General features: G+C 42.9%; 18 protein-coding genes. 8 read left to right on the top strand and 10 right to left on the bottom strand.

Annotation, left to right across the window (positions count from 1 at the left end):
- Positions 1-5: 5 nt before the first annotated feature.
- The 5 genes from tssG to tssB are packed head-to-tail and all read right to left on the bottom strand — an operon-like array spanning position 6 to position 5,320.
- The gene (gene tssG / locus LGZ98_RS14590; RefSeq protein ID WP_113043131.1) at positions 6-1,055 is read right to left on the bottom strand and encodes a type VI secretion system baseplate subunit TssG; all 1,050 of its coding nucleotides are present in this window, start codon (positions 1,053-1,055) and stop codon (positions 6-8) included.
- Positions 1,019-2,872, bottom strand: coding sequence for a type VI secretion system baseplate subunit TssF (gene tssF / locus LGZ98_RS14585; protein ID WP_113043130.1), 1,854 nt, complete (start codon positions 2,870-2,872; stop codon positions 1,019-1,021). Before tssF ends, tssG begins: the two co-directional genes overlap by 37 nt.
- A gap of 1 nt (position 2,873) precedes the next feature.
- Positions 2,874-3,314, bottom strand: a complete 441-nt coding sequence (gene tssE / locus LGZ98_RS14580) for a type VI secretion system baseplate subunit TssE (protein ID WP_113043129.1) — start codon at positions 3,312-3,314, stop codon at positions 2,874-2,876.
- Between the two features lie 6 nt (positions 3,315-3,320).
- Positions 3,321-4,799 (bottom strand): type VI secretion system contractile sheath large subunit, encoded by a 1,479-nt coding sequence (tssC, locus tag LGZ98_RS14575; protein ID WP_113043128.1) that lies wholly within the window; start codon positions 4,797-4,799, stop codon positions 3,321-3,323.
- A 23-nt stretch (positions 4,800-4,822) separates the two neighbouring features.
- Positions 4,823-5,320 (bottom strand): type VI secretion system contractile sheath small subunit, encoded by a 498-nt coding sequence (gene tssB / locus LGZ98_RS14570; RefSeq protein ID WP_113043127.1) that lies wholly within the window; start codon positions 5,318-5,320, stop codon positions 4,823-4,825.
- Positions 5,321-6,253: 933 nt separating this feature from the next.
- Between tssB and LGZ98_RS14565 the strand changes: the two genes are divergently transcribed.
- The 5 genes from LGZ98_RS14565 (at position 6,254) to LGZ98_RS14545 (ending at position 11,549) form a co-directional block, all read left to right on the top strand.
- On the top strand, positions 6,254-6,772 hold the full coding sequence (locus tag LGZ98_RS14565; RefSeq protein WP_113043126.1) for an Hcp family type VI secretion system effector: 519 nt from the start codon (positions 6,254-6,256) through the stop codon (positions 6,770-6,772).
- A gap of 560 nt (positions 6,773-7,332) precedes the next feature.
- On the top strand, positions 7,333-7,572 hold the full coding sequence (locus LGZ98_RS14560; protein ID WP_146748106.1) for a hypothetical protein: 240 nt from the start codon (positions 7,333-7,335) through the stop codon (positions 7,570-7,572).
- A complete protein-coding gene (locus LGZ98_RS14555) occupies positions 7,538-8,380 on the top strand; it encodes a 23S rRNA (adenine(2030)-N(6))-methyltransferase RlmJ (RefSeq protein ID WP_113043125.1) in 843 nt (280 codons plus the stop codon). Before LGZ98_RS14560 ends, LGZ98_RS14555 begins: the two co-directional genes overlap by 35 nt.
- 110 nt (positions 8,381-8,490) lie before the next feature.
- Positions 8,491-9,843, top strand: a complete 1,353-nt coding sequence (gene gorA, locus LGZ98_RS14550; protein WP_113043124.1) for a glutathione-disulfide reductase — start codon at positions 8,491-8,493, stop codon at positions 9,841-9,843.
- A 314-nt stretch (positions 9,844-10,157) separates the two neighbouring features.
- Complete coding sequence (locus tag LGZ98_RS14545) at positions 10,158-11,549, top strand: amidohydrolase family protein (protein ID WP_113043123.1); 1,392 nt, start codon at positions 10,158-10,160, stop codon at positions 11,547-11,549.
- Positions 11,550-11,655: 106 nt separating this feature from the next.
- Here the strand turns inward: LGZ98_RS14545 and mobB are convergent, their stop codons facing one another.
- Entirely contained in the window at positions 11,656-12,174 is a 519-nt protein-coding gene (mobB, locus tag LGZ98_RS14540) for a molybdopterin-guanine dinucleotide biosynthesis protein MobB (RefSeq protein ID WP_113043122.1), read from the bottom strand.
- Positions 12,171-12,761, bottom strand: coding sequence for a molybdenum cofactor guanylyltransferase MobA (mobA, locus tag LGZ98_RS14535; RefSeq protein ID WP_191214884.1), 591 nt, complete (start codon positions 12,759-12,761; stop codon positions 12,171-12,173). The genes mobB and mobA overlap by 4 nt, the downstream gene beginning before the upstream one ends.
- 108 nt (positions 12,762-12,869) lie before the next feature.
- Here mobA and LGZ98_RS14530 point away from each other — a divergent pair, with 108 nt between their 5' ends.
- The 3 genes from LGZ98_RS14530 to dsbA are packed head-to-tail and all read left to right on the top strand — an operon-like array spanning position 12,870 to position 14,744.
- Positions 12,870-13,133 (top strand): hypothetical protein, encoded by a 264-nt coding sequence (locus LGZ98_RS14530; protein ID WP_228900378.1) that lies wholly within the window; start codon positions 12,870-12,872, stop codon positions 13,131-13,133.
- 28 nt (positions 13,134-13,161) lie between these two features.
- Positions 13,162-14,100 carry a serine/threonine protein kinase gene (locus LGZ98_RS14525; protein ID WP_223121452.1) on the top strand — a complete coding sequence of 313 codons (939 nt, stop codon included), beginning with the start codon at positions 13,162-13,164 and terminating at the stop codon, positions 14,098-14,100.
- A gap of 20 nt (positions 14,101-14,120) precedes the next feature.
- A complete protein-coding gene (gene dsbA / locus LGZ98_RS14520) occupies positions 14,121-14,744 on the top strand; it encodes a thiol:disulfide interchange protein DsbA (RefSeq protein WP_113043120.1) in 624 nt (207 codons plus the stop codon).
- 182 nt (positions 14,745-14,926) lie between these two features.
- Here dsbA and LGZ98_RS14515 read toward each other — a convergent pair whose 3' ends face one another.
- From LGZ98_RS14515 to LGZ98_RS14505, 3 genes are read right to left on the bottom strand one after another with little or no spacing between them, the layout of a single operon-like run.
- Positions 14,927-16,090, bottom strand: coding sequence for an RNA/DNA-binding domain-containing protein (locus LGZ98_RS14515; RefSeq protein ID WP_262978219.1), 1,164 nt, complete (start codon positions 16,088-16,090; stop codon positions 14,927-14,929).
- Entirely contained in the window at positions 16,069-18,696 is a 2,628-nt protein-coding gene (locus LGZ98_RS14510; RefSeq protein WP_262978218.1) for a TrlF family AAA-like ATPase, read from the bottom strand. The genes LGZ98_RS14515 and LGZ98_RS14510 overlap by 22 nt, the downstream gene beginning before the upstream one ends.
- A 26-nt stretch (positions 18,697-18,722) precedes the next feature.
- Positions 18,723-18,962 carry an HTH-like domain-containing protein gene (locus tag LGZ98_RS14505; protein ID WP_113043117.1) on the bottom strand — a complete coding sequence of 80 codons (240 nt, stop codon included), beginning with the start codon at positions 18,960-18,962 and terminating at the stop codon, positions 18,723-18,725.
- Positions 18,963-19,559 lie beyond the last annotated feature (597 nt).

The raw sequence follows: 19,559 nt of genomic DNA, 5'->3' as shown, positions 1-19,559 counted from the left end.
CGTCTTTATCCACTCACTGAAATCGTGATAAAAGGTTTCTTTTCCGGCTCGCCGAGAAAGCTGGTCCACCCCAGGTTATTGTTTAATTTCGTGCCAAGCACCATGCCGCCTGCTTGGTTTTCAGCCAAGCCAAGACGCAGATCCCAAGCCAATTGATCACGCAGGACAAAACAGATAAACATCACCAGTGGTAGGAAATTTTTGCCGTCGGGAAGAAATGACAGGAAATGTTCACGGGATAGATCGTTGATGCATAACATAAACTTACTATTGTAGTTTTTTACCCATGATCCGATGGTGAAGTTTTCACCTAATACGGACATTTCCGTATTTTTCTCACCATCTATTGTCAGCGTTTCACCCAAACGGTTTTGTTGTGATGAGGGAATGGCGACTTTCCGTAATTGCCAGCCATGAACAGTAACATCTGGCAAATCAAAGCAATGTGAAACCAGGCTGCATATCACTTCTGGTGATCGGCCCGGGTTAGCTAACAGACCTGCATAGGCTAGCATTTTGCTATGGTTGATTTTTAAATGAGTACGGTTCACACGACTGCCAAGTCCTACTAGAGAGAACATACGCTGAGAAAAATCATCCTGCCCATTCTTGTCGAAACAGATGTAATAGCGATATTTCCGCCAGATCTGATGGAGCATAACGATTGAACGGTGATTGAAAACATTCAAAAAGTCTGTCAGTCGGTTTTCATCCTGGGCGTCTTCCCATGCCAGCGAATCAAGGTAGTAACCAGGTATGGGAGACTGGCTACCATGTAGCCCAAGGAAAGAGACTTCTACATGAAAACGACCTTGTTTGGTACGTTTTACAGAAACAATATCTCTAGTTGGAAAAGCCAGGCTGGCACTGGATGTAAAACAGATTGCTTCACGGTCAGGACGATTAGTTTGCCCAGTTTTTTCCCACGCTACCGCCAATTGGTTGAGTAATTCGACCAATTGATAAAAATCGTATTTTGATACATCCAACGAGCGTTTTGCTGACGAGTTGTTATCTGTTACATCAACGCATGTTGACCTATTTGTACCGGCCATTGATAGCATTCCTGATTATCTAGATTGATCACCTTCAACATGTGGAAGGAGTTAATGCTGGCATATAACGCAAGGAAGCGTGACAGTATGGTGCCGAACATATAGAGCTCTCCTTCAGAACAGAAAGCCTGTTGCCGGATATACAATGTTGATTCCGAACCACGTACCGGGAGACCTTTAAATAGTCGATCTATTTGCCTCGTTTCGATCCGTTCAATTGCATCTAGCCGTTTTTGTGATGATCGTGAGGATTGTCGGTTATATCGGCTGGGGAGATCGTAAGTACTCAGTACCTCCTTTAATGCATCTTTGTTCAATAGTGTCATATAGTTCAGTGACATATTGGAAATAAGCTCCCAGTGATACTTGCCGCTCAGCAGTGGATAGAGTGGAACGGATGGGCGGGTTATGTTATGAAATGGCGCAAATGAAGGGCTTCCCGCTGAGGTGTAATTAATATCACCTACCCGGAGTTGCAGGGGTAATTCGCGGTTAGTACAAGTTAGTCGGATAGAGATACTTTCACTACGCTCCAATTCCAGCAGCAATGACGCATCGCCACGTACGAAAGAGATATAGTGTTCAAGCCCGTTACGAAAGGGCGATTCTTTAACCTTAATACGGAAATAGCGCGTATTGAGTTCGCTTTCATGTTCGATCTGATGATGAAAGCTTTCAAATGGCACATAGATCCGCTCCACCCCTCGGCTGCGGTCAAATGTACCGTCATTATTGGTCAGATAGCTTTCCACTTTATCCACGGAGAAAATATCATAGCGATTAGGATGGCTATAGCTGGTTCTTAATGGATATTCGTCCTGACTACCATCCAATTGAATAACTTCACTATCCATTGGAAAGAGATTGATTGCCGGAACGCAATGCAACCGAAAAGTATCTTGGCGAATTTTGATTTCTGGTGGCAGTGCTTCTGAGAAATAGAGATCCAGCGTGAAATCTTGGGCTTTAAGATCCGCCGGTAATTTAGGGATGCCAGTAACATCGAAAAATAGAAAACCTTCGGAAAAACAGAAGTACTCTTGTAAGACGCGATAACCCATGTAAGCATTTTTCGGGTACGGCAATAGGGCGTCTTCCCGATTAAAACCCACTGGAACGAAGTCGAAATTCGGTAATGAAATGGTGGTATCGCCGACGACAAGTTTTGCGTCTTTAAGGTAGTAACTGAGCCAGAAATAGAGTTGTGTGCTGCTGTAATCATCGCCGCTTAGATAAAAACGCAGCTTATCAAGTTGCAGTTCTGGTAAGGTAAGCTCTGTTTTTGAGGTGAAATTTAGACTGATGACACCCTGCTCATTACTATTATTGACTGAAATGCCCCGGACAGACATCGGAAGCAGCCAAACATCACGGCATAAAGTGAAAGTACAGCGATGATTGTCTTGGCCTGTTTTTTGAGTCTTGGTATTGCTTAAGTAATTATCTTCATCCTCATCATTTTCGCTATCATCCGCCAGCGGACGGCTTTTGATTTGAGTTCCACGCGGGATCTGCGTCGCTTGTTTGATGGCATTATCATCAGGTGTATATTGGATAATGGTCATGCTAGGCGTTGGCCGCAGGTAATTGGGCCATAGCATATGCAACAATCCATGAGTGAGTTCAGGGAATTCATCATTAATTTTTGCCCGTAAGTTACCCGCGAGAAAGGCAAATCCTTCTAGCAGACGCTCAACATCCGGGTCAGAGCCTTGTTCAGACAAAAATGAGGCGAGGTGAGGATGTTCAATTGCAGCTTGTCGCCCCAATTGTCTGAGGTAATCCAGTTCCTCTCTAAAATATTTTTCAAGTGACATTTTATTGAGTCCTCTCTAGGCAATAACGCCGGTTGTTATCCAGTTGAATGTTAAATTCAACAACGTCATGAATATCATCCAGGGATACCTGGGCGCTGATGTGAAAACATAACAACAGCGGATCACTATCATCGTGGATTGCATTGACAGTGACTGACGATATTCTCGGTTCATAATTTCTGATGCAGTGCTCTATTGCCTGCTCAATACTCTGTTTAAAGTCAGTTGCCGTGGTTGTGGCGTCATTGAGATCAATGACGCCAAGATCAGTCGCACTCTGACAAGCACCCGGATGGGTATTGAGCACATGATTCAGGTGCCGTTTTATAGAGTTGAGCAGTTCACGCATTCTTGATTGGCGGGAAGAACCGGAGTTCTTCCCCTGAATACGCTCGAACAAGCTGGCAGAGCCTTCTCTATTCCAACTGTACAGCGCGGCCATCACTCATTACTCCTTATCCAAACGCCCTACTAGTGACAACTCAAAGCTGGCTCCCATATATTTAAAATGAGGGCGAACCTGCATTGCCACTTGATACCAGCCTGGATCTCCTTCCACATCCAAAACCTGAATTTGGGCAGAACGCAGAGGACGACGGCTACGGACATCCGTTGGTGGATTTTCCTGATCGGCAATGTACTGTTTCAGCCAAGTGTTCAGTTCACGCTCCAAATCCTGACGCTCTTTCCAGGAACCAATCTGCTCGCGCTGTAACACTTTGATGTAGTGTGCAAGGCGGTTGATGATGAACATATAGGGCAGTTGAGTACCCAGTTTGTAATTGGTTTCAGCCATTTTCCCTTCGCGAGTATTCGGGAAAACTTTTGGCTTCTGGACTGAGTTGGCAGAGAAAAATGCCGCATTATCACTACCCTTACGCATTGTCAGGGTGATAAAGCCCTCTTCCGCCAATTCAAACTCACGACGATCAGTAACCAAAACTTCTGTCGGGATCTTGGCCTGAATCTGCCCCATTGCTTCGAACAGGTGAACCGGTAGATCGCTGACAGTACCCCCGCTTTGTGGGCCGATAATATTCGGGCACCAGCGATATTTGGCGAAACTGTCAGTCAAACAGGTTGCCAGAAGATAAGCGGTATTACCCCACAGGAAATGCTCATGATCTTTGCTGACATCTTCCTGATAGTTAAAGTTTTTAATTGGGTTTTCGACGGTTGAATAAGGTAAACGCAACAAGAAACGTGGTGTAGTCAGACCAAGATAACGTGAATCCTCCGATTCGCGCAGCGCACGCCATTTGGTGTGTGCAGGACCTTCGAAGACAGATTTCAGATCTTTAATCGCTGGCAACTCGGTAAAACTACTGATACCAAAGAAATCAGGCGCAACGGAAGAGAGGAATGGCGCGTGAGCCATTGCGCCAACCGCACTGACATATTGCATCAGTTTGATATCGGGTGAGCTATTGCTGAACGCATAGTTACCGATGACCGCCGCAACCGGTTCACCACCAAACTGACCATAACCTGTCGAGTAAACATGTTTGTATAAACCTGATTGGATGATTTCTGGTGAAAATTCGAAATCTTCCAGTAACTCTTCTTTGGTCGCATGGATAATGTTGATTTTGATGTTTTCACGGAAATCGGTGCGATCAACCAGCAATTTCAGTGAACGCCATGATGATTCCAGCTCTTGGAATTCTTTGGCATGCATAATTTCATCAACTTGAGCGCTGAGTGTCTTATCAAGCTCAACAATCATTCTATCAACGACAAGTTTGTTGACAGGTTCTTCGTTAGCACCGGTATCCAAAATGCTGCTGATAAAAGCGGCAACACCCTGTTTCGCGATATGGTAGCCATCATTTTCCGGCGTCATTCTTGCTTGAGACATGATCTCGTCAAGCAAAGAAGTCGTGGACTCTGGGGTTAATGTTGTACTGCTCTCTTCATGCAAGGACATGTTAAAAACTCCTTTTCAGTCAATTACTTTTGATTGACGATTTCAAGTTCTTTTAGAAGTTGTTCGCGGACTTTTTCATCACCCAATAATTCCTGTAGGCGGGTGCGAAATGCCGGAATATTTCCTAGTGGCCCTTTTAGTGCGACGAGCGCCTCACGCAGTTCTAAAAGTTTATTTAATTCAGGCACTTTCTTCGCCACGTTATCGGGTGAAAAATCATTGAGTGATTTTATTTCCAGGTTAACTGGCAGGTCATCTCCGTTATTATCATTAAGACGATTGGGGACACTAAAAGTGAGATTGATGTTGGCCTCATTCATCACGGCATTAAAGTTATTCTTGTTCACAGAAACAGCTTGCCGTTCTTCAATTGGCGTATCTTCTTTTGTTCCTTTGAGGTCACCAACGATAAGTAGGTTAAGGGGTAATTCAATTTCGGCGACTTGATCACCGGTATTCGGAACGTATTTGATATTAATCCTTTCTTTCGGCGCTACGCTACCTGAACTATTTTTACTCATATTTAAATCCTTTGGGTAATACAATTAGTCAATTAGGAATTATCTGATAACAATATTGATGAGAGAATTGCCCTTGATACCTACCTATATGTGACGGAGAACATAAAATTTCCCCTGACTAAAAAACGGGAGATTCACTGCATTGAGTTGGATAGTAAGCTGACTTTTATGAGCATATAGATAAATACGGAATTCAGAATATTCTTACTCATCGAGCAATAGCATCAATATAGATGTGCTCTGCAAAGCAGAGTTTCGCATTTTGTTTTTTTATTGTAAAGCTAAAATATATGTAGATATACCTCTCTATTTGGCCTTTTGATGATTTTATTTTATTTAGCAATAAGTTACATCCTGATTCTTTCTTAACTAAGCCCTTGTTTTAAGTACTCCATAATAGGTATAGAACAGCATGCGTTTTTTATATTTATGACATTTTGTGATTTTTTGTTTCATTATGTAACAAAGTATTTCTAAGTGTATTTTTGTTTACATTTTGTAAGTTAATTTAATAATGGAAATATTATTCCCATTATTAACCAAGTGGAAAAGTTTAATTTTTTGATCCAGTTATCAATTTTTAATTGAACAAAATATAATTTAGACATAAATCATAAAAATACTTTAATTTCATATAGATATGAAATTATAGCTAACAATCAAACTGGCATTTATAGTTGATTACACTTAAAATAAAGACAATAATAGAATCATTACTTTAAAATGGCATTAATTATAATATTTTTATTTGTTGGTGATGGTTCAATGATTTTGCAATTTATATTTTATTTTGAAACGAGCGGGTTGGTATTTATTATCCGTTACAGCGTTCAATACATTCGCCAGTGATTTTTCCCAACATGAAATAATCACTGTTGAAATTAATATGATCGCTACCTTAATGTTGACACAATCTCTATAAAGGATATTTCTATGCCAACTCCATGTTATATTTCCATCAATGGAAAAACACAGGGCAATATTACTGCGGGTTCATTCACTGCTGAATCAGTAGGCAATATTTACGTTCAGGGCCACGAAGATGAAATGCTGGTTCAAGCATTTGATCATGTCGTCACCGTACCCACTGATCCTCAATCAGGTCAGCCTTCAGGTCAGCGTGCTCATAAACCATTCCGTTTTACAGTTGCATTAAATAAATCTGTTCCATTGCTTTATAACGCGTTGGCTTCGGGTGAAATGCTGACGAGTGTAGTATTGAAATGGTATCGCACTTCTGTTGAAGGGAAACAAGAGCATTTCTTCACGACGCAGTTGGAAGATGCCACTATTATCGACATTGATTGCCAAATGCCTCATTGTCAGGACCCAACAAAATCTGAATTTACTCAGCTGGTTCGTGTTTCTCTGTCTTATCGTAAGATTAATTGGGAGCATACAACCGCAGGTACTTCCGGCGCAGATGATTGGCGTGCACCTATTGTTGCCTGATAGGTAATATAATCATTCAGCCAATGAAATATCTCTTCATTGGCTGAAAAGCTTAATTTTTCTTTATTTTAAGTTGAAGATTTTTAATAACTGTCTTCAACTTCTTTCAGCTTTTTTGATTTTTTTTCTTTCTCTCCCTTTCATTTTTTACACGTACTATTTAACGATATTACTTAATGCTCTCGATAACATTTGGTCATTTTTTCTGGCTTTTCTTTTGATTATTTTTCCATATAGTGAGTGTTAACATTTTTCAATCTCTGTTCCTGATTGGTGATTTCGTGAACATCAACATAAGATCTTGTATATTTAATTGTTCGTTTAATGTCTTGTTTTTTTAATTACACAATTCTTGTTGTTTGTAATTACGTAAATACTACTTATGATTTTCAGTGAAAATGCAGATAACATTACTCATTAAATATCACATTAGGTCCGGGCAGAATTTTTCACTTATCCTAAATTTTAATTAATATGATTAAAGGGATCGCTATACCCTATGGATTTCAAGGTGCATCGCGACGGCAAGGGAGTGAATCCCCGGGAGCATAGGTAACTATGTGACCGGGGTGAGCGAGTGCAGCCAACAAAGAGGCAACTTGAAGGATAACGGGTATAGGAGTAAAGGTGAGGAGTCTGACATTTTTGTCGCTAATAGGGCTATAATAGGGCCTTATCATCTGTCCCATCTACTGGGATGGGTTTTTAGTTGTCAGGTATTCTATCTGGCAATCAACCTATTCTCTGCTCTGGGGTCTGAAATTAATGCTAAGTTATCGTCACAGTTTTCATGCTGGTAATCATGCTGATGTACTGAAACACACTGTACAAAGCTTGATCATTGAATCTCTTAAAGAAAAAGAGAAACCTTTTCTCTATCTGGATACGCATGCCGGTGCGGGCCGCTATCAACTCAGTAGTGAACATGCTGAACGTACCAGTGAATATCTGGAAGGGATTGCCCGCGTCTGGCAGCGTGAAGATTTACCGCAGGAGTTGAACGCTTATATGAGTGCAGTAGCTGCACTGAATCAGAGTGGCAACTTACGTTACTACCCAGGATCGCCTTTAATCGCCCGCCATTTGTTACGACAGAATGATAAGTTCAATCTGACAGAACTGCATCCGAGTGACTTTCCTCTAATACGTAATGAATTCTCCCGTGATAACCGCGCCAGGGTTGTGCGTGAAGATGGTTATCAGCAATTAAAATCACAATTGCCACCACTGAGTCGCCGCGGATTCATTCTTATTGATCCACCTTATGAACTGAAATCGGATTACCAAGCGGTCGTACAGGCTATTCAGGAAGGCTATAAACGTTTTGCAACCGGTGTTTATGCATTGTGGTATCCAGTGGTGTTACGCCAGCAAATCAAACGACTGGTTAAAGAGCTGGAAGCAACTGGCATTCGCCGTATTCTACAAATTGAGTTGGCTGTCCGGCCTGATAGCGATCAGCGAGGTATGACCGCCTCTGGCATGATAGTGATTAACCCACCTTGGAAACTGGAACAGCAGATGAAATCGGTGTTGCCGTGGTTACATCAGGTTCTGGTGCCGGAAGGAATGGGTCACACCTTGGTTAAATGGGTGGTGCCAGAATAGCTTTTAACAATGGCAGCGAGAGCTAAAACCATCACGACTGCTTGATATTTTTTGCCATAATAGGCTTTGGGTATTAACTCCCTTGAATTGATTAGATGGAAACAATCCGGATGAGCAAACATTACGACTATATAGCGATTGGTGGTGGCAGTGGTGGCATAGCGTCAATTAACCGTGCGGCTATGTACGGGCAGAAATGTGCCCTAATTGAAGCTAAGGCATTGGGTGGAACGTGTGTCAATGTGGGCTGTGTTCCGAAGAAAGTGATGTGGCATGCAGCGCAAGTTGCTGAATCTATCCACCAATATGGGCCAGATTATGGCTTTGATACGACAATCAACAGCTTTAACTGGAAGACACTCATTGCCAGTCGCACTGCTTATATCGATCGTATCCACCAGTCTTATGGACGTGGCTTGGGCAACAATAAAGTTGATGTGATCCAAGGGTTTGCCCATTTTGTTGATGCACATACGGTTGAAGTGAATGGTGAAAAAATCACCGCAGATCATATTCTGATTGCGACAGGTGGTCGCCCTGTGCGGCCTGATATACCAGGGTCAGAATATGGTATTGATTCTGATGGTTTTTTTGCATTGGAAGAGATGCCAAAGCGGGTTGCGGTTGTTGGCGCAGGCTATATCGCCGTAGAAATTGCTGGTGTATTGCATGCTCTTGGTAGTGAAACTCATCTATTTGTGCGTCAACATGCACCGTTGCGTTCTTTTGATCCGATGATTGTTGAAACACTCTTGGAAGTTATCAATACCGAAGGACCTACTTTGCATACAGAATCGGTGCCAAAATCAGTAAGTAAAAATACGGATGGTAGCTTGACCTTGCAACTGCAAAATGGCAAAGAACAAACCGTTGATACCCTAATCTGGGCTATTGGCCGTGAGCCCGCAACGGATAATCTGAATTTGTCTGTAGCTGGTGTTGAGTTGAATGAAAAAGGCTACATCAAAGTTGATGAATACCAGAACACGAATGTGAAAGGTATTTATGCAGTAGGTGATAACACCGGTGCTGTGGAATTAACCCCTGTAGCGGTTGCAGCAGGTCGTCGTTTGTCTGAGCGCTTGTTTAACAATAAACCAGAAGAACATCTGGATTACACCAATATTCCAACTGTCGTATTCAGCCATCCGCCTATTGGTACTGTGGGGCTGACTGAACCTCAGGCGAAAGCGCAATTTGGTGAAGAGCAGGTGAAAACTTATCAATCTTCTTTTACTGCAATGTATACCGCTGTCACGCAACATCGCCAGCCGTGCCGGATGAAATTGGTATGTGTCGGGCCGGAAGAGAAGATTGTTGGCATTCATGGTATCGGTTTCGGAATGGATGAAATGCTGCAAGGTTTCGCTGTTGCATTGAAGATGGGGGCAACGAAGAAAGACTTTGATAACACGGTTGCAATCCATCCCACTGCGGCGGAAGAGTTTGTAACGATGCGGTGATATTGTTGAGTCCTATCGATAACATTTTTCTAAAGGCCGATTTCATTCGGCCTTTCTCTTATTAATCTCTCTTATCAGAGGTAGGTGTAAGGATTTGTGCACAAACGAATGAAACACACGGAAGCGTATATTGTTTGTGTGGATTTAACATTATACCTGTTCATTACAGGATGATTGACGTGGTTGGCTAAATGCTACAATCATCTTGTCATTCAATGTCTAATTCTTTAGCAAAAACTGTCGTAACCCCTTGATAGGGTGGGAATCAGTCACATTCAGTGAGCTTTTTTGAGGATTCAAATAAGGACTTAAATGTGGAAAAAACTCAGCAGCAAAGCCGAAGAGCTTTTCTCAGCCAAACGGGTAAATTCACTACCGCTTGTGCGGCGATTTCCTTGACCGGGGGGATAGTGCAGGCTATACCATCAACCACTGCCGCTAATACATCATTGATGCAGACTACCCTTATTGATAGCCATTACTATCTGAGAGATGTGCTATTGGAGGATGGGTTTGAATATAATGGCGATATTGTGATTGGCACACGTACCGCATTATATACATTGGAAATCAAAGATGGTCGGATCGCTGCAATCCATGCTGCGAGTGTGCTACTAAATACGCATTTGCCATGCTATCAAGCGCAGGGACAGCTGTTGTTGCCTACTTTCCGTGATATGCACATCCATCTAGATAAGACTTTCTACGGTGGTCCGTGGCAGGCACCGTTACCCCGCCAGGGTAAAACCATTATGGATATGATCGCTCAGGAACAAACTCTGATCCCCAAACTACTGCCTACTTCACAGCAACGAGCGGAGGGTTTGATCGCTCTGTTGCAATCCAAGGGCAGTACGGTAGCCCGTAGCCATTGTAATATTGATCCGGTTAGTGGTTTGAAGAGCCTGGAGCATTTGCAGTATGCGTTAGATAATCACCGTGATGATTTCAGTTGTGAAATTGTTGCTTTTCCTCAGCACGGTTTGCTGCACTCCAAAGTGGAGGGACTGATGCGTGAGGCGATGCAAATGGGGGTACAGTATGTTGGTGGGTTGGACCCTACTAGCGTGGACGCTGCGATGGAAAAATCACTGGATACTATGTTCCAGATTGCACTCGATAATAACGCTGGTGTGGATATTCATCTGCATGAGATAAGCCCAGCGGGTGTTGTTGCTATCAACTATATGATTGATACGGTGGAGAAGATATCCGCTTTGCGTGGTAAGGTCACTATCAGCCACGCCTTCGCCCTGACCGCATTGGATGAGGGGAAACTAGCAGAAACCGCTTCCCGTTTGGCGGAGCAGCAAATCACGATAGCTTCCACAGTGCCTATTGGTAGCTTGATGATGCCGTTGCCGCAACTCATGGCTAAAGGGGTATTTATTATGACGGGTACTGATAGTGTGATTGATCACTGGTCGCCGTTTGGCACGGGTGATATGTTGGAAAAGGCGAATTTGTACGCGCAGTTGTACCGTGGCTCAGATGAATTTCATCTTTCCCGCGCTATGGCTATTGCTACTGGCGGTGTGTTACCGCTTAATGACCAGGGGCAGCGTATTTGGCCGCGGGTAGGTGATAAGGCGGAATTTGTCTTGGTGGCAGCGAGTTGTTCTGCTGAGGCCGTGGCACGTTTGCCTGCCCGTCAGGCGACGTTCCATCAGGGGCGTTTGGTGGCTGGTGTTGTAATCAGGTCTTGATCCAAAAGAAGTACAATCGGTTAATTATTCCCTTATCAATAGTTGTTTTTGGTCTTCTGCCTGTGTTTCGGGAGTTTTCACATGACTGGGCGCAGGCGGAAGTGACTTAACGTTCCATATTCAGCCATTCGACAATAAAATCAGCTACCTGTTCAGGTTGATTGATATTCAATTGTGGCAAAATAGTCTCCAATTTTTCATCACTGGCAACAGCAATCACATGTTGATCAAGAAGATCGCTTAATCGGTGGTTAAGAGTGTTGCGGTATAGAACGATCTTGTTGATTGGCTCATCTTTAAAACCTTCCACTAGAATCAAATCCAGTAAATTTAGATCAAAACGGCTGGCAAGATAGTTCAAATCTACTTTCATCAAATCTGGCGTTTCTGTCATTAACGCCCAGCGTTGTTGGTTGGCAACCAGAGTTTGTTCTGCACCGGCTTTGCGCAGTTCATAACTGTCTTTGCCCGGTTTATCCACATCCATATCGTGATGAGTGTGTTTTATCAGACCAACCCGGATTTGCCGTTGACGTAATAGTGGAATCACTTGTTTGAGAAGTGTGGTTTTTCCTGTTCCGCTATAGGCTGTAATACCTAGTAGCGGAAGCGGTTTGGTACTCATTTTTTGATCTCCTGTATATGCTCCCAATGTTGGCAATCTTCCGGTGTATTCAGATTAGTAAAGACGATGGGATTATCATCAAATTGAACGGCGATCGCTCTGATCTTATGCATAAACAGTATTAATTTGCGATCACCGTTAGCCAAATAATTTTCTAATTGAGAAGTCAGACTGCGGTGTAGTAAAGCGATGGTAGGGTGAGCCCGGTTGCCATCATTTACATAGGCTGCCAATGCTTGCTGTTTTCCCTGCCATAAGCGAATGACTAAATCAGTAGGGAGATTTGGTACATCACAAGGAACAAATATAACCCAATCGTAACTAGCTGATTTTAGGGCTGTCAGTATGCCTGAAAGGGGGCCAGAGAAGTCTGGTGTTAAATCTGGAACAATTTGATAACCACTTTGTCGGTAAATATCCAGATTGCGGTTCGCGTTGATAATTAATTCATCTACTTGTGGAAATAGCTTATCCGCAATATGTTGGTACAGTGGTTTTTTATTTAAAAAAATTAACCCTTTATCATTGCCGCCCATACGGGTGGCGCGACCTCCAGCAAGGATTGCGCCGCTTATTTTTGGTTGCATAATGTTCAAGTTATCAACTGAGGTAGTTATTACCACTAATAATAACTGCTTTTCAGCTTGATTATTTGGGTTTAACTGAGCATTTTTAAAATAAGCTCACCAGATAACGTGCTGATAAAAGGGTCATCTTTACGCTTATTGACAGAGCAATCCTTTCTCTATGTGGTCATCCCTGTTAATTTGTATATAACCCTATGGATTTCAAGATGCATCGCGACGGCAAAGGAGCGAATCCCCGGGAGCATAGGTAACTATGTGACCGGGGTGAGTGAGTGCAGCCAACAAAGAGGCAACTTGAAAGATGACGGGTATAGCCGTTATTACAGATTAATCAAGAGAATAGAATGTGCTAACAAACCAGTCTGCTTTTAATTTCCGGGAATTAACACCGGATTTGATTATGGATGCATTGGTGCAGACCGGGCTGTATGTCGATTCCGGGCTGACAGAGTTAAACAGTTATGAGAACCGTGTTTATCAGTTTATAGATGAAGATCGTAAACGTTATGTTGTGAAGTTTTACCGGCCACTACGTTGGGATCAGCAGCAGATTCAGGAAGAGCATGATTTTGCTTTGGCGATACAACAAGCTGATTTACCTGTTGCGGCACCTTTGGTATTTAATAAGCAAACTTTACTGACTTTTAAAGATTTCTTTTTTGCTGTTTTTCCAAGCATTGGAGGGCGTCAGTATGAATCCGATAATCTCTTTCAATTAGAAGATGTAGGGCGTTTGCTAGGGAGAATTCATCAGATTGGCCGCCGGCAGAAATTCACTTCTCGCCCAACTATCGGGTTAAATGAGTATCTGCATCAACCACGACAGGATTTGGCTGCATGTGAATTGGTTCCTGCGGGGCAGAGAAGGCAATTTTTGGCGGTATTGGATGATTTGATAAATGTCGTAGTATCAAATTGGCGCGATGATTGGCAAATATTGAGGCTTCATGGTGACTGCCATCCGGGTAATATCTTGTGGCGTGACGAAGCTTGGTTTGTTGACCTTGATGATGCGCGTAACGGCCCAGCAATTCAGGATTTATGGATGTTGCTTCATGGCTCTCGTCAGGAACAGCTATTGCAGTTAGATACACTGTTGGAAGCCTATAGTGAATTTGCAGATTTTGATCCGAAGGAATTGCCATTGATAGAACCATTGCGTGCTATGCGGATGATCTATTATTTGGCATGGGTTACCCGACGTTGGCAGGATCCTGCTTTCCCCAAAGCATTTCCTTGGATGACAGATACCGATTTTTGGTTAAAACAGACGTCACTTTTTTCTGAGCAGATTAAGTTGCTACAGGGCTCACCTTTGCAGCTTAACCCGATGTATTAATGTTTATCATGGAGATAGTTATGAAGAAGTTGTGGTTAGCTTTAGTCGGAATGGTGATGGCATTTAGCGCATCTGCCGCCAATTTTACCGAAGGAAAACAGTATGTTGAATTGAAATCTCCGGTGGCGGATCAACCACCGGTGCTAGAATTCTTCTCTTTCTATTGCCCCCATTGTTATCAGTTTGAAGAGATTTTTAAAGTTCCTCAGACGGTGAAGCAGCATTTACCGGAAGGGACAAAACTTGTTCGTTATCATGTGGATTTTTTAGGGCCACTGGGTAAAGAATTGACTACTGCTTGGGCTGCGGCAATGGCAATGGGTGTTGAAGACAAAGTGACCCCGGTACTGTTTGAGGGTATTCAGAAAACACTGGCTATTAAGACTCCGAATGATATTCGCAATGCTTTTATCAAAGCCGGGGTGACGGCTGAGGATTATGATGCTGCCATGAGTAGTTTTGTGGTGAAATCCTTAGTTGTTAAGCAGCAAAAAGCCGCTCAAGATTTGCAACTGCGAGGTGTACCGGCAATGTTTGTTAACGGCAAGTATATGGTGAAAAATGACGGCATTGATGCCACTTCTGCTGATAACTATGCGAAATCCTATTCAGACGTTGTTAACTTCTTGTTAAACCAGAAGTAATACTTTGACATCTGAGAGGGTATCTCCTCCACCTTCGCACTTCGCACTTCGCACTTCGTGACTCGGGAGGGGGGGATTCCCCTTAGTGGGCGACAGTCTGATTGCTCAGGTGCCAATTTTCTGCTTTTGCCAGTTTTCGTCACAAAATACAGGCGGAAAATATTCAGTGAAGTGATTTGGAGTTACTCATTAGGTAACATTCGGCTAATGATAGCTTGGAATGTATTCCCCTCCCTATTATCAATCAATTCAATATCTGGGTATGCTTTGATTGCACGTTTAATACCACTTCCCAAGCCTCTGTATGGCAATACCTTAGAAGCAAATGAAGCCAAGATTGGGTTGCGAATATTTGAGTTCCCCATCTTGATGTTCTCAATGGTTAAATTATTGGATAAATGGCCGAGGCTAATAATTTCAATTCGATCTGCAAAAACCAGCACTTTAACGGGGGCTGACACAAAGTAATCGCGATGAATAAGCGCATTGGAAATCAGTTCTTCTAAAACAATCCTCGGGATTTCAGGCTCGCCAAGTGAGTTAAAGCTTTGCTTATTTTGAATATGTCGGATATTTGCCAATACAAACCCCAGCACCTTTTGGAACACATCCGACAGCTTGCCATTGATATCTTGACTATCAATATAGTGCTCATCTTCAATATCCACGCCGGGGAAGGCAACAGCCTTTACGATAAAAACAGGAAGGCGAATCTGAGGCCGCGATGCAAACAACAAAGTACCACAAATATTCAACTGACCATTTTTAGCCAAATTCATATTCTCTAAAAGCTGAGAGCGAGATACACCTTGTTCCTCAACCCTCTCGCCGTATTCCCCCTCAAAAAAAGAATCAAAGAACTCCTGATCGATGTCGGCTACTGACGTACCACTTACCGGTGTCTCATCTGCATGAATCAGTGCCGCCTCTTGAAACATTCGCTGCAACTCTTCGCGAGCGGTCACCCTTCGCTTATCAGAACCATTTTTCACCCAAACATAGCCCTGAGTATCCATATAAGGTTTACTGATGCCTTGCTCTATATGTACTGCAATGACCAAGCCATCGGGGAGTTGAATGTTTTCCGTAACAGGATTTATTGGGGGGCGAACATTATTTGTAGCAGCATTCGCTATGACTTGATTAATTCGACCGATATCTTCTCTCGTCAATCCAGATCGAGACCCATCGCCATTGTTAACACCAATGAGAATTAAGCCTCCAGTACCATTGGAAAACGCTACCATTTCGGCACCCAACGAAGATGCATTGTTGACGTCTGCTTTAAATTGATGACGGCTATCTTCATCACGTGCAATTATTGCTAAGAGCTCTTGGGTTTCCATGCTTCATATACCTGTTTACGTTTCTCGAAGGCTTCTGCACCGCCTTCCATAATACCGACTATACGCTGCTGAACATCCGCGCAGTCAATGCTGCCACTGACAATATCAATATGATCATCCTGATATTCACAGGCGATGACCTGCTCAGCATCGCCTAACACTGGAATGTTGGCGTTATGAGTGGCAAAGACGAACTGCGTTTTTGGCTTTAACTCACGAATGAGCTTGATAACATCGTCATAGATAGTCTGGTTATCCAAGTCGTCTTCTGGCTGATCGATGATCACAACATCATTTTCTTGTTGGCTTAGAACAAACAGTATTAATGCAGATGCGCGCTGCCCTAATGAATGATGAGCCAGAGCCTTACCATGGTATTCAATGGTGAAAATATTTGGCACCTGCCAAGTCAGCAAAGCGTCTAGATTATCTTCAAAATACTGCCAGAAGGTATCGAATGAACCACCAACCAGCAATTTCAACTTATCCTTTTTTCTCCATGCCGCACCAAAATCGCTGAACTCGTCCACCACTGTTTGCAATGTAGCTTCTCGAATACGGCTACCGCGGTACAAATCTTGAATATGCTTGAGCATGGCCGCTTTGTTATCTTTAAATTTCGGCACAATTTTTAACGGCGAATCCACTCGATTGATTTTATTCAGCACTTGCTCAATAGCGCAGTATTCTTCAAACCAAAGGCTATTCAGTTGAACCAATTCCCGTTCAACTCCTTGATTCAATTCCGCATATTGCTGCTCACTCTTGGCCAATACAGCCAGCATTTGCTCAGCCTGATCGAGCAGACTTTTAAGCTGCTTAAACTCTTGCGGACTGATTGCTTGTGCACCCGCTTGTTGAAATTTACTGGCTAACTTGCGCTCGATTTCTGCAAATTCTTCTTTCAGCGCTTGTTTTTGTTGTTGAAAGCTCGCCAACTTTTGCTGCAATTGCTGAACTGTCGCTTGGTCACTTCCAACCACTTGCTTAATTCCATCAAAGCCAGTGAACAACTGTTGATAGACCGCAAAAAAGTCATCAAAAAAAGGCTGATTCTGTGCTGACTTATACAGAATTTGGTTTTTCAGTTCATCTTCAAAACTGGCAATAAAGCTGTTTAGCTCAGTCAGATAATGCTGTGCCCCTTGGATCACCTTCTGCGCTTTGCGCTCATCCCGATCAAAATCAATCTGCTTTTGCAGTTTGGCTTCTACGCCGTGTTGTTGGTAAAACCTTAACTTAAATTCGACATCCTGCTTTTTTTGCAGCCACTCTTGTTTCTGCAAGGCATCACGGGTTAAACGTTTAATTTGATCAATAGCATCCACTACGCGCTGACGGCCTTGCTCTATCTTTTGGCGAACAGGAATTAAAGCTTCCCCAACCAGCTTTTCAATGAGGTCTTTTTCAAACCCAGCGCCAGTGCTCGACAGGTCTTTTTGACCAAAGTAAATGGGTTGATGTAGGACGGTTTCTCGAATCGACACACCCGGCTGTAATTGCCCGTTAACATATACATCAGGACGTTCACCTAATATACGACGTATTTGGTAAAGCTGGCCTCGCCGGTCAATCGCGTCGATAGTGATCTTTCCGCCACTGCATAGCAGATGCTTTACTAAACCTTCTTTGTATTCAACATCAGAGGACTTATCGCCAAACGGGATATTCAGGGCATAGCGAATGCCTTCCAATACGGAAGATTTGCCACTGCCACGAATACCAATCAGAGTATTCAGTTCCGGTGATAGACAGATTTCAGTGCCACCCAAGGTGCCCACACCTTCAAAACTGATTTTACGAATAAACGAATGGCGATAGATAGGTGGCTCAGCTTGTACACGGGATCTCTTATCCCGCAAGGCAAATTTTACAGCCTCAAAGCTGAACGCGCCGAGTTTGAGATAACTGCTTTCCTTTCTGGCCGACATATCGGCAAGGTTCTTGGCGTCGCAACCTTCCACTTCGGCAGGATATAAGTCACCCAGTGCTTGCTGGATCTTAGAGCGCTCATCTCGGGTGCGAACCTTTTGGAATGCCAAAGCTCTGCATCGAACAGAAGCATTGTCGAAAAGTTCTTTTATCCGGCCTGGCGTTAAACTACCCCATAAACCGTTGGGTGCTTCCACATGAGCAAAAACTAAAAAGTAGTCTTTGTGATAACCATCCAAAGTTTTAATGGTTTCGAGAATATCGTGATTCGAACACTCATTTTCCTGCTTAAAATTAGCTTGCTTGGCAAAGGTCACATTGAGAAAGTCCTGGATATAATTTTTTTGCTCCTTGTTACTTATCCACTCATCGGAAAACACCACTAGGGTATGTACACCCGCTTTCCCATCTTTTACCGAGAGTTCAATACCGGGCAGTAAACCAATGCCGGATTTTTGGGCCTTTTTGCGCAGACTCTTAAATTCAGGCATATCGAATTTGTTATGGTTGGTAATCACACCAAGGCCAATACCGGCATCTTTTAGCGAATGTACGTATTGATTTACGTAGTCGTTATCTGCACCCGTGTATTTGAACTCTTTATCCGCACAGGTATGGAGGTGAAAATCCGTCTTGAGCCACCGGCTGCCATATTCAAAAGTATCGTCACCCATTAATACCCCCTTCCAAAAATATTTTGTTAAAGAAGATTCGTGTCAAGACCAGCAGCTTTAAGATGAGGGGTCAAATTACGCATTTTACTAAACTCCGCGCCGAAGCTTGGGTGAAGACTTACACCTTCACAAAGCTCCCTCGCTGTAATGTGTTTTAATTCGTCGGCATGCTTGAGCATTTGCAAATGTAACTCAACCGTAAACTGGTTTCTTGGCGCTTTGTCAAAAGCAAGCTTTATGCGTCTGTAAATCTCGTTTTCATTCATATTTAACACTACTAATGTGCTTATATAAAGGACATAAAAAAGCAAGAATTGACATTGAAATCGAATAACTTCTGGTAAGACAAAAGTAAGTTACATCACAAACGGCCTACCCACCAACTATTACACAAATGAGCATAGAAACTGAAATCATAAGATACCGTCTTTCCAACCTCAGGTTGAGTTATCAAAACCAGGCCGATTGTAGTGGAATGATCATTCCGGGCGTCAGCAGAAACGAAAACGAGAAAGCACACTGGCCATTCTGGCGGGCTTATCACTGTTGCTAAACACATTACAACTATCGGCGGGAATACCCCTTCTCTTGGAGGAAAAGATGACACTGAAATAGAATGACATAAGCATGTGCCGGAGTGAGAACCTTTGGCACAATGCGTGTCAGAAAGACTTTTTTGTAAGACAAACTCGGGTTATATCCACAACTCTGTGATCTATAAGGAAATATGACAGTTTAATGACTAAGATTATAAGTCATTGATTTTTTACCTGAGGTTGATAAGTTTTTTTTATCAACTATCGATACCTAAATAAAACTTGTAATATCTATGCACAAAGTTATCCACAGAATTTATAGCAGGA

Source organism: Photorhabdus kayaii, from assembly GCF_025384895.1.
Lineage (GTDB): Bacteria > Pseudomonadota > Gammaproteobacteria > Enterobacterales > Enterobacteriaceae > Photorhabdus > Photorhabdus kayaii.
This window is presented reverse-complemented; position numbering and strand designations above follow the sequence as displayed.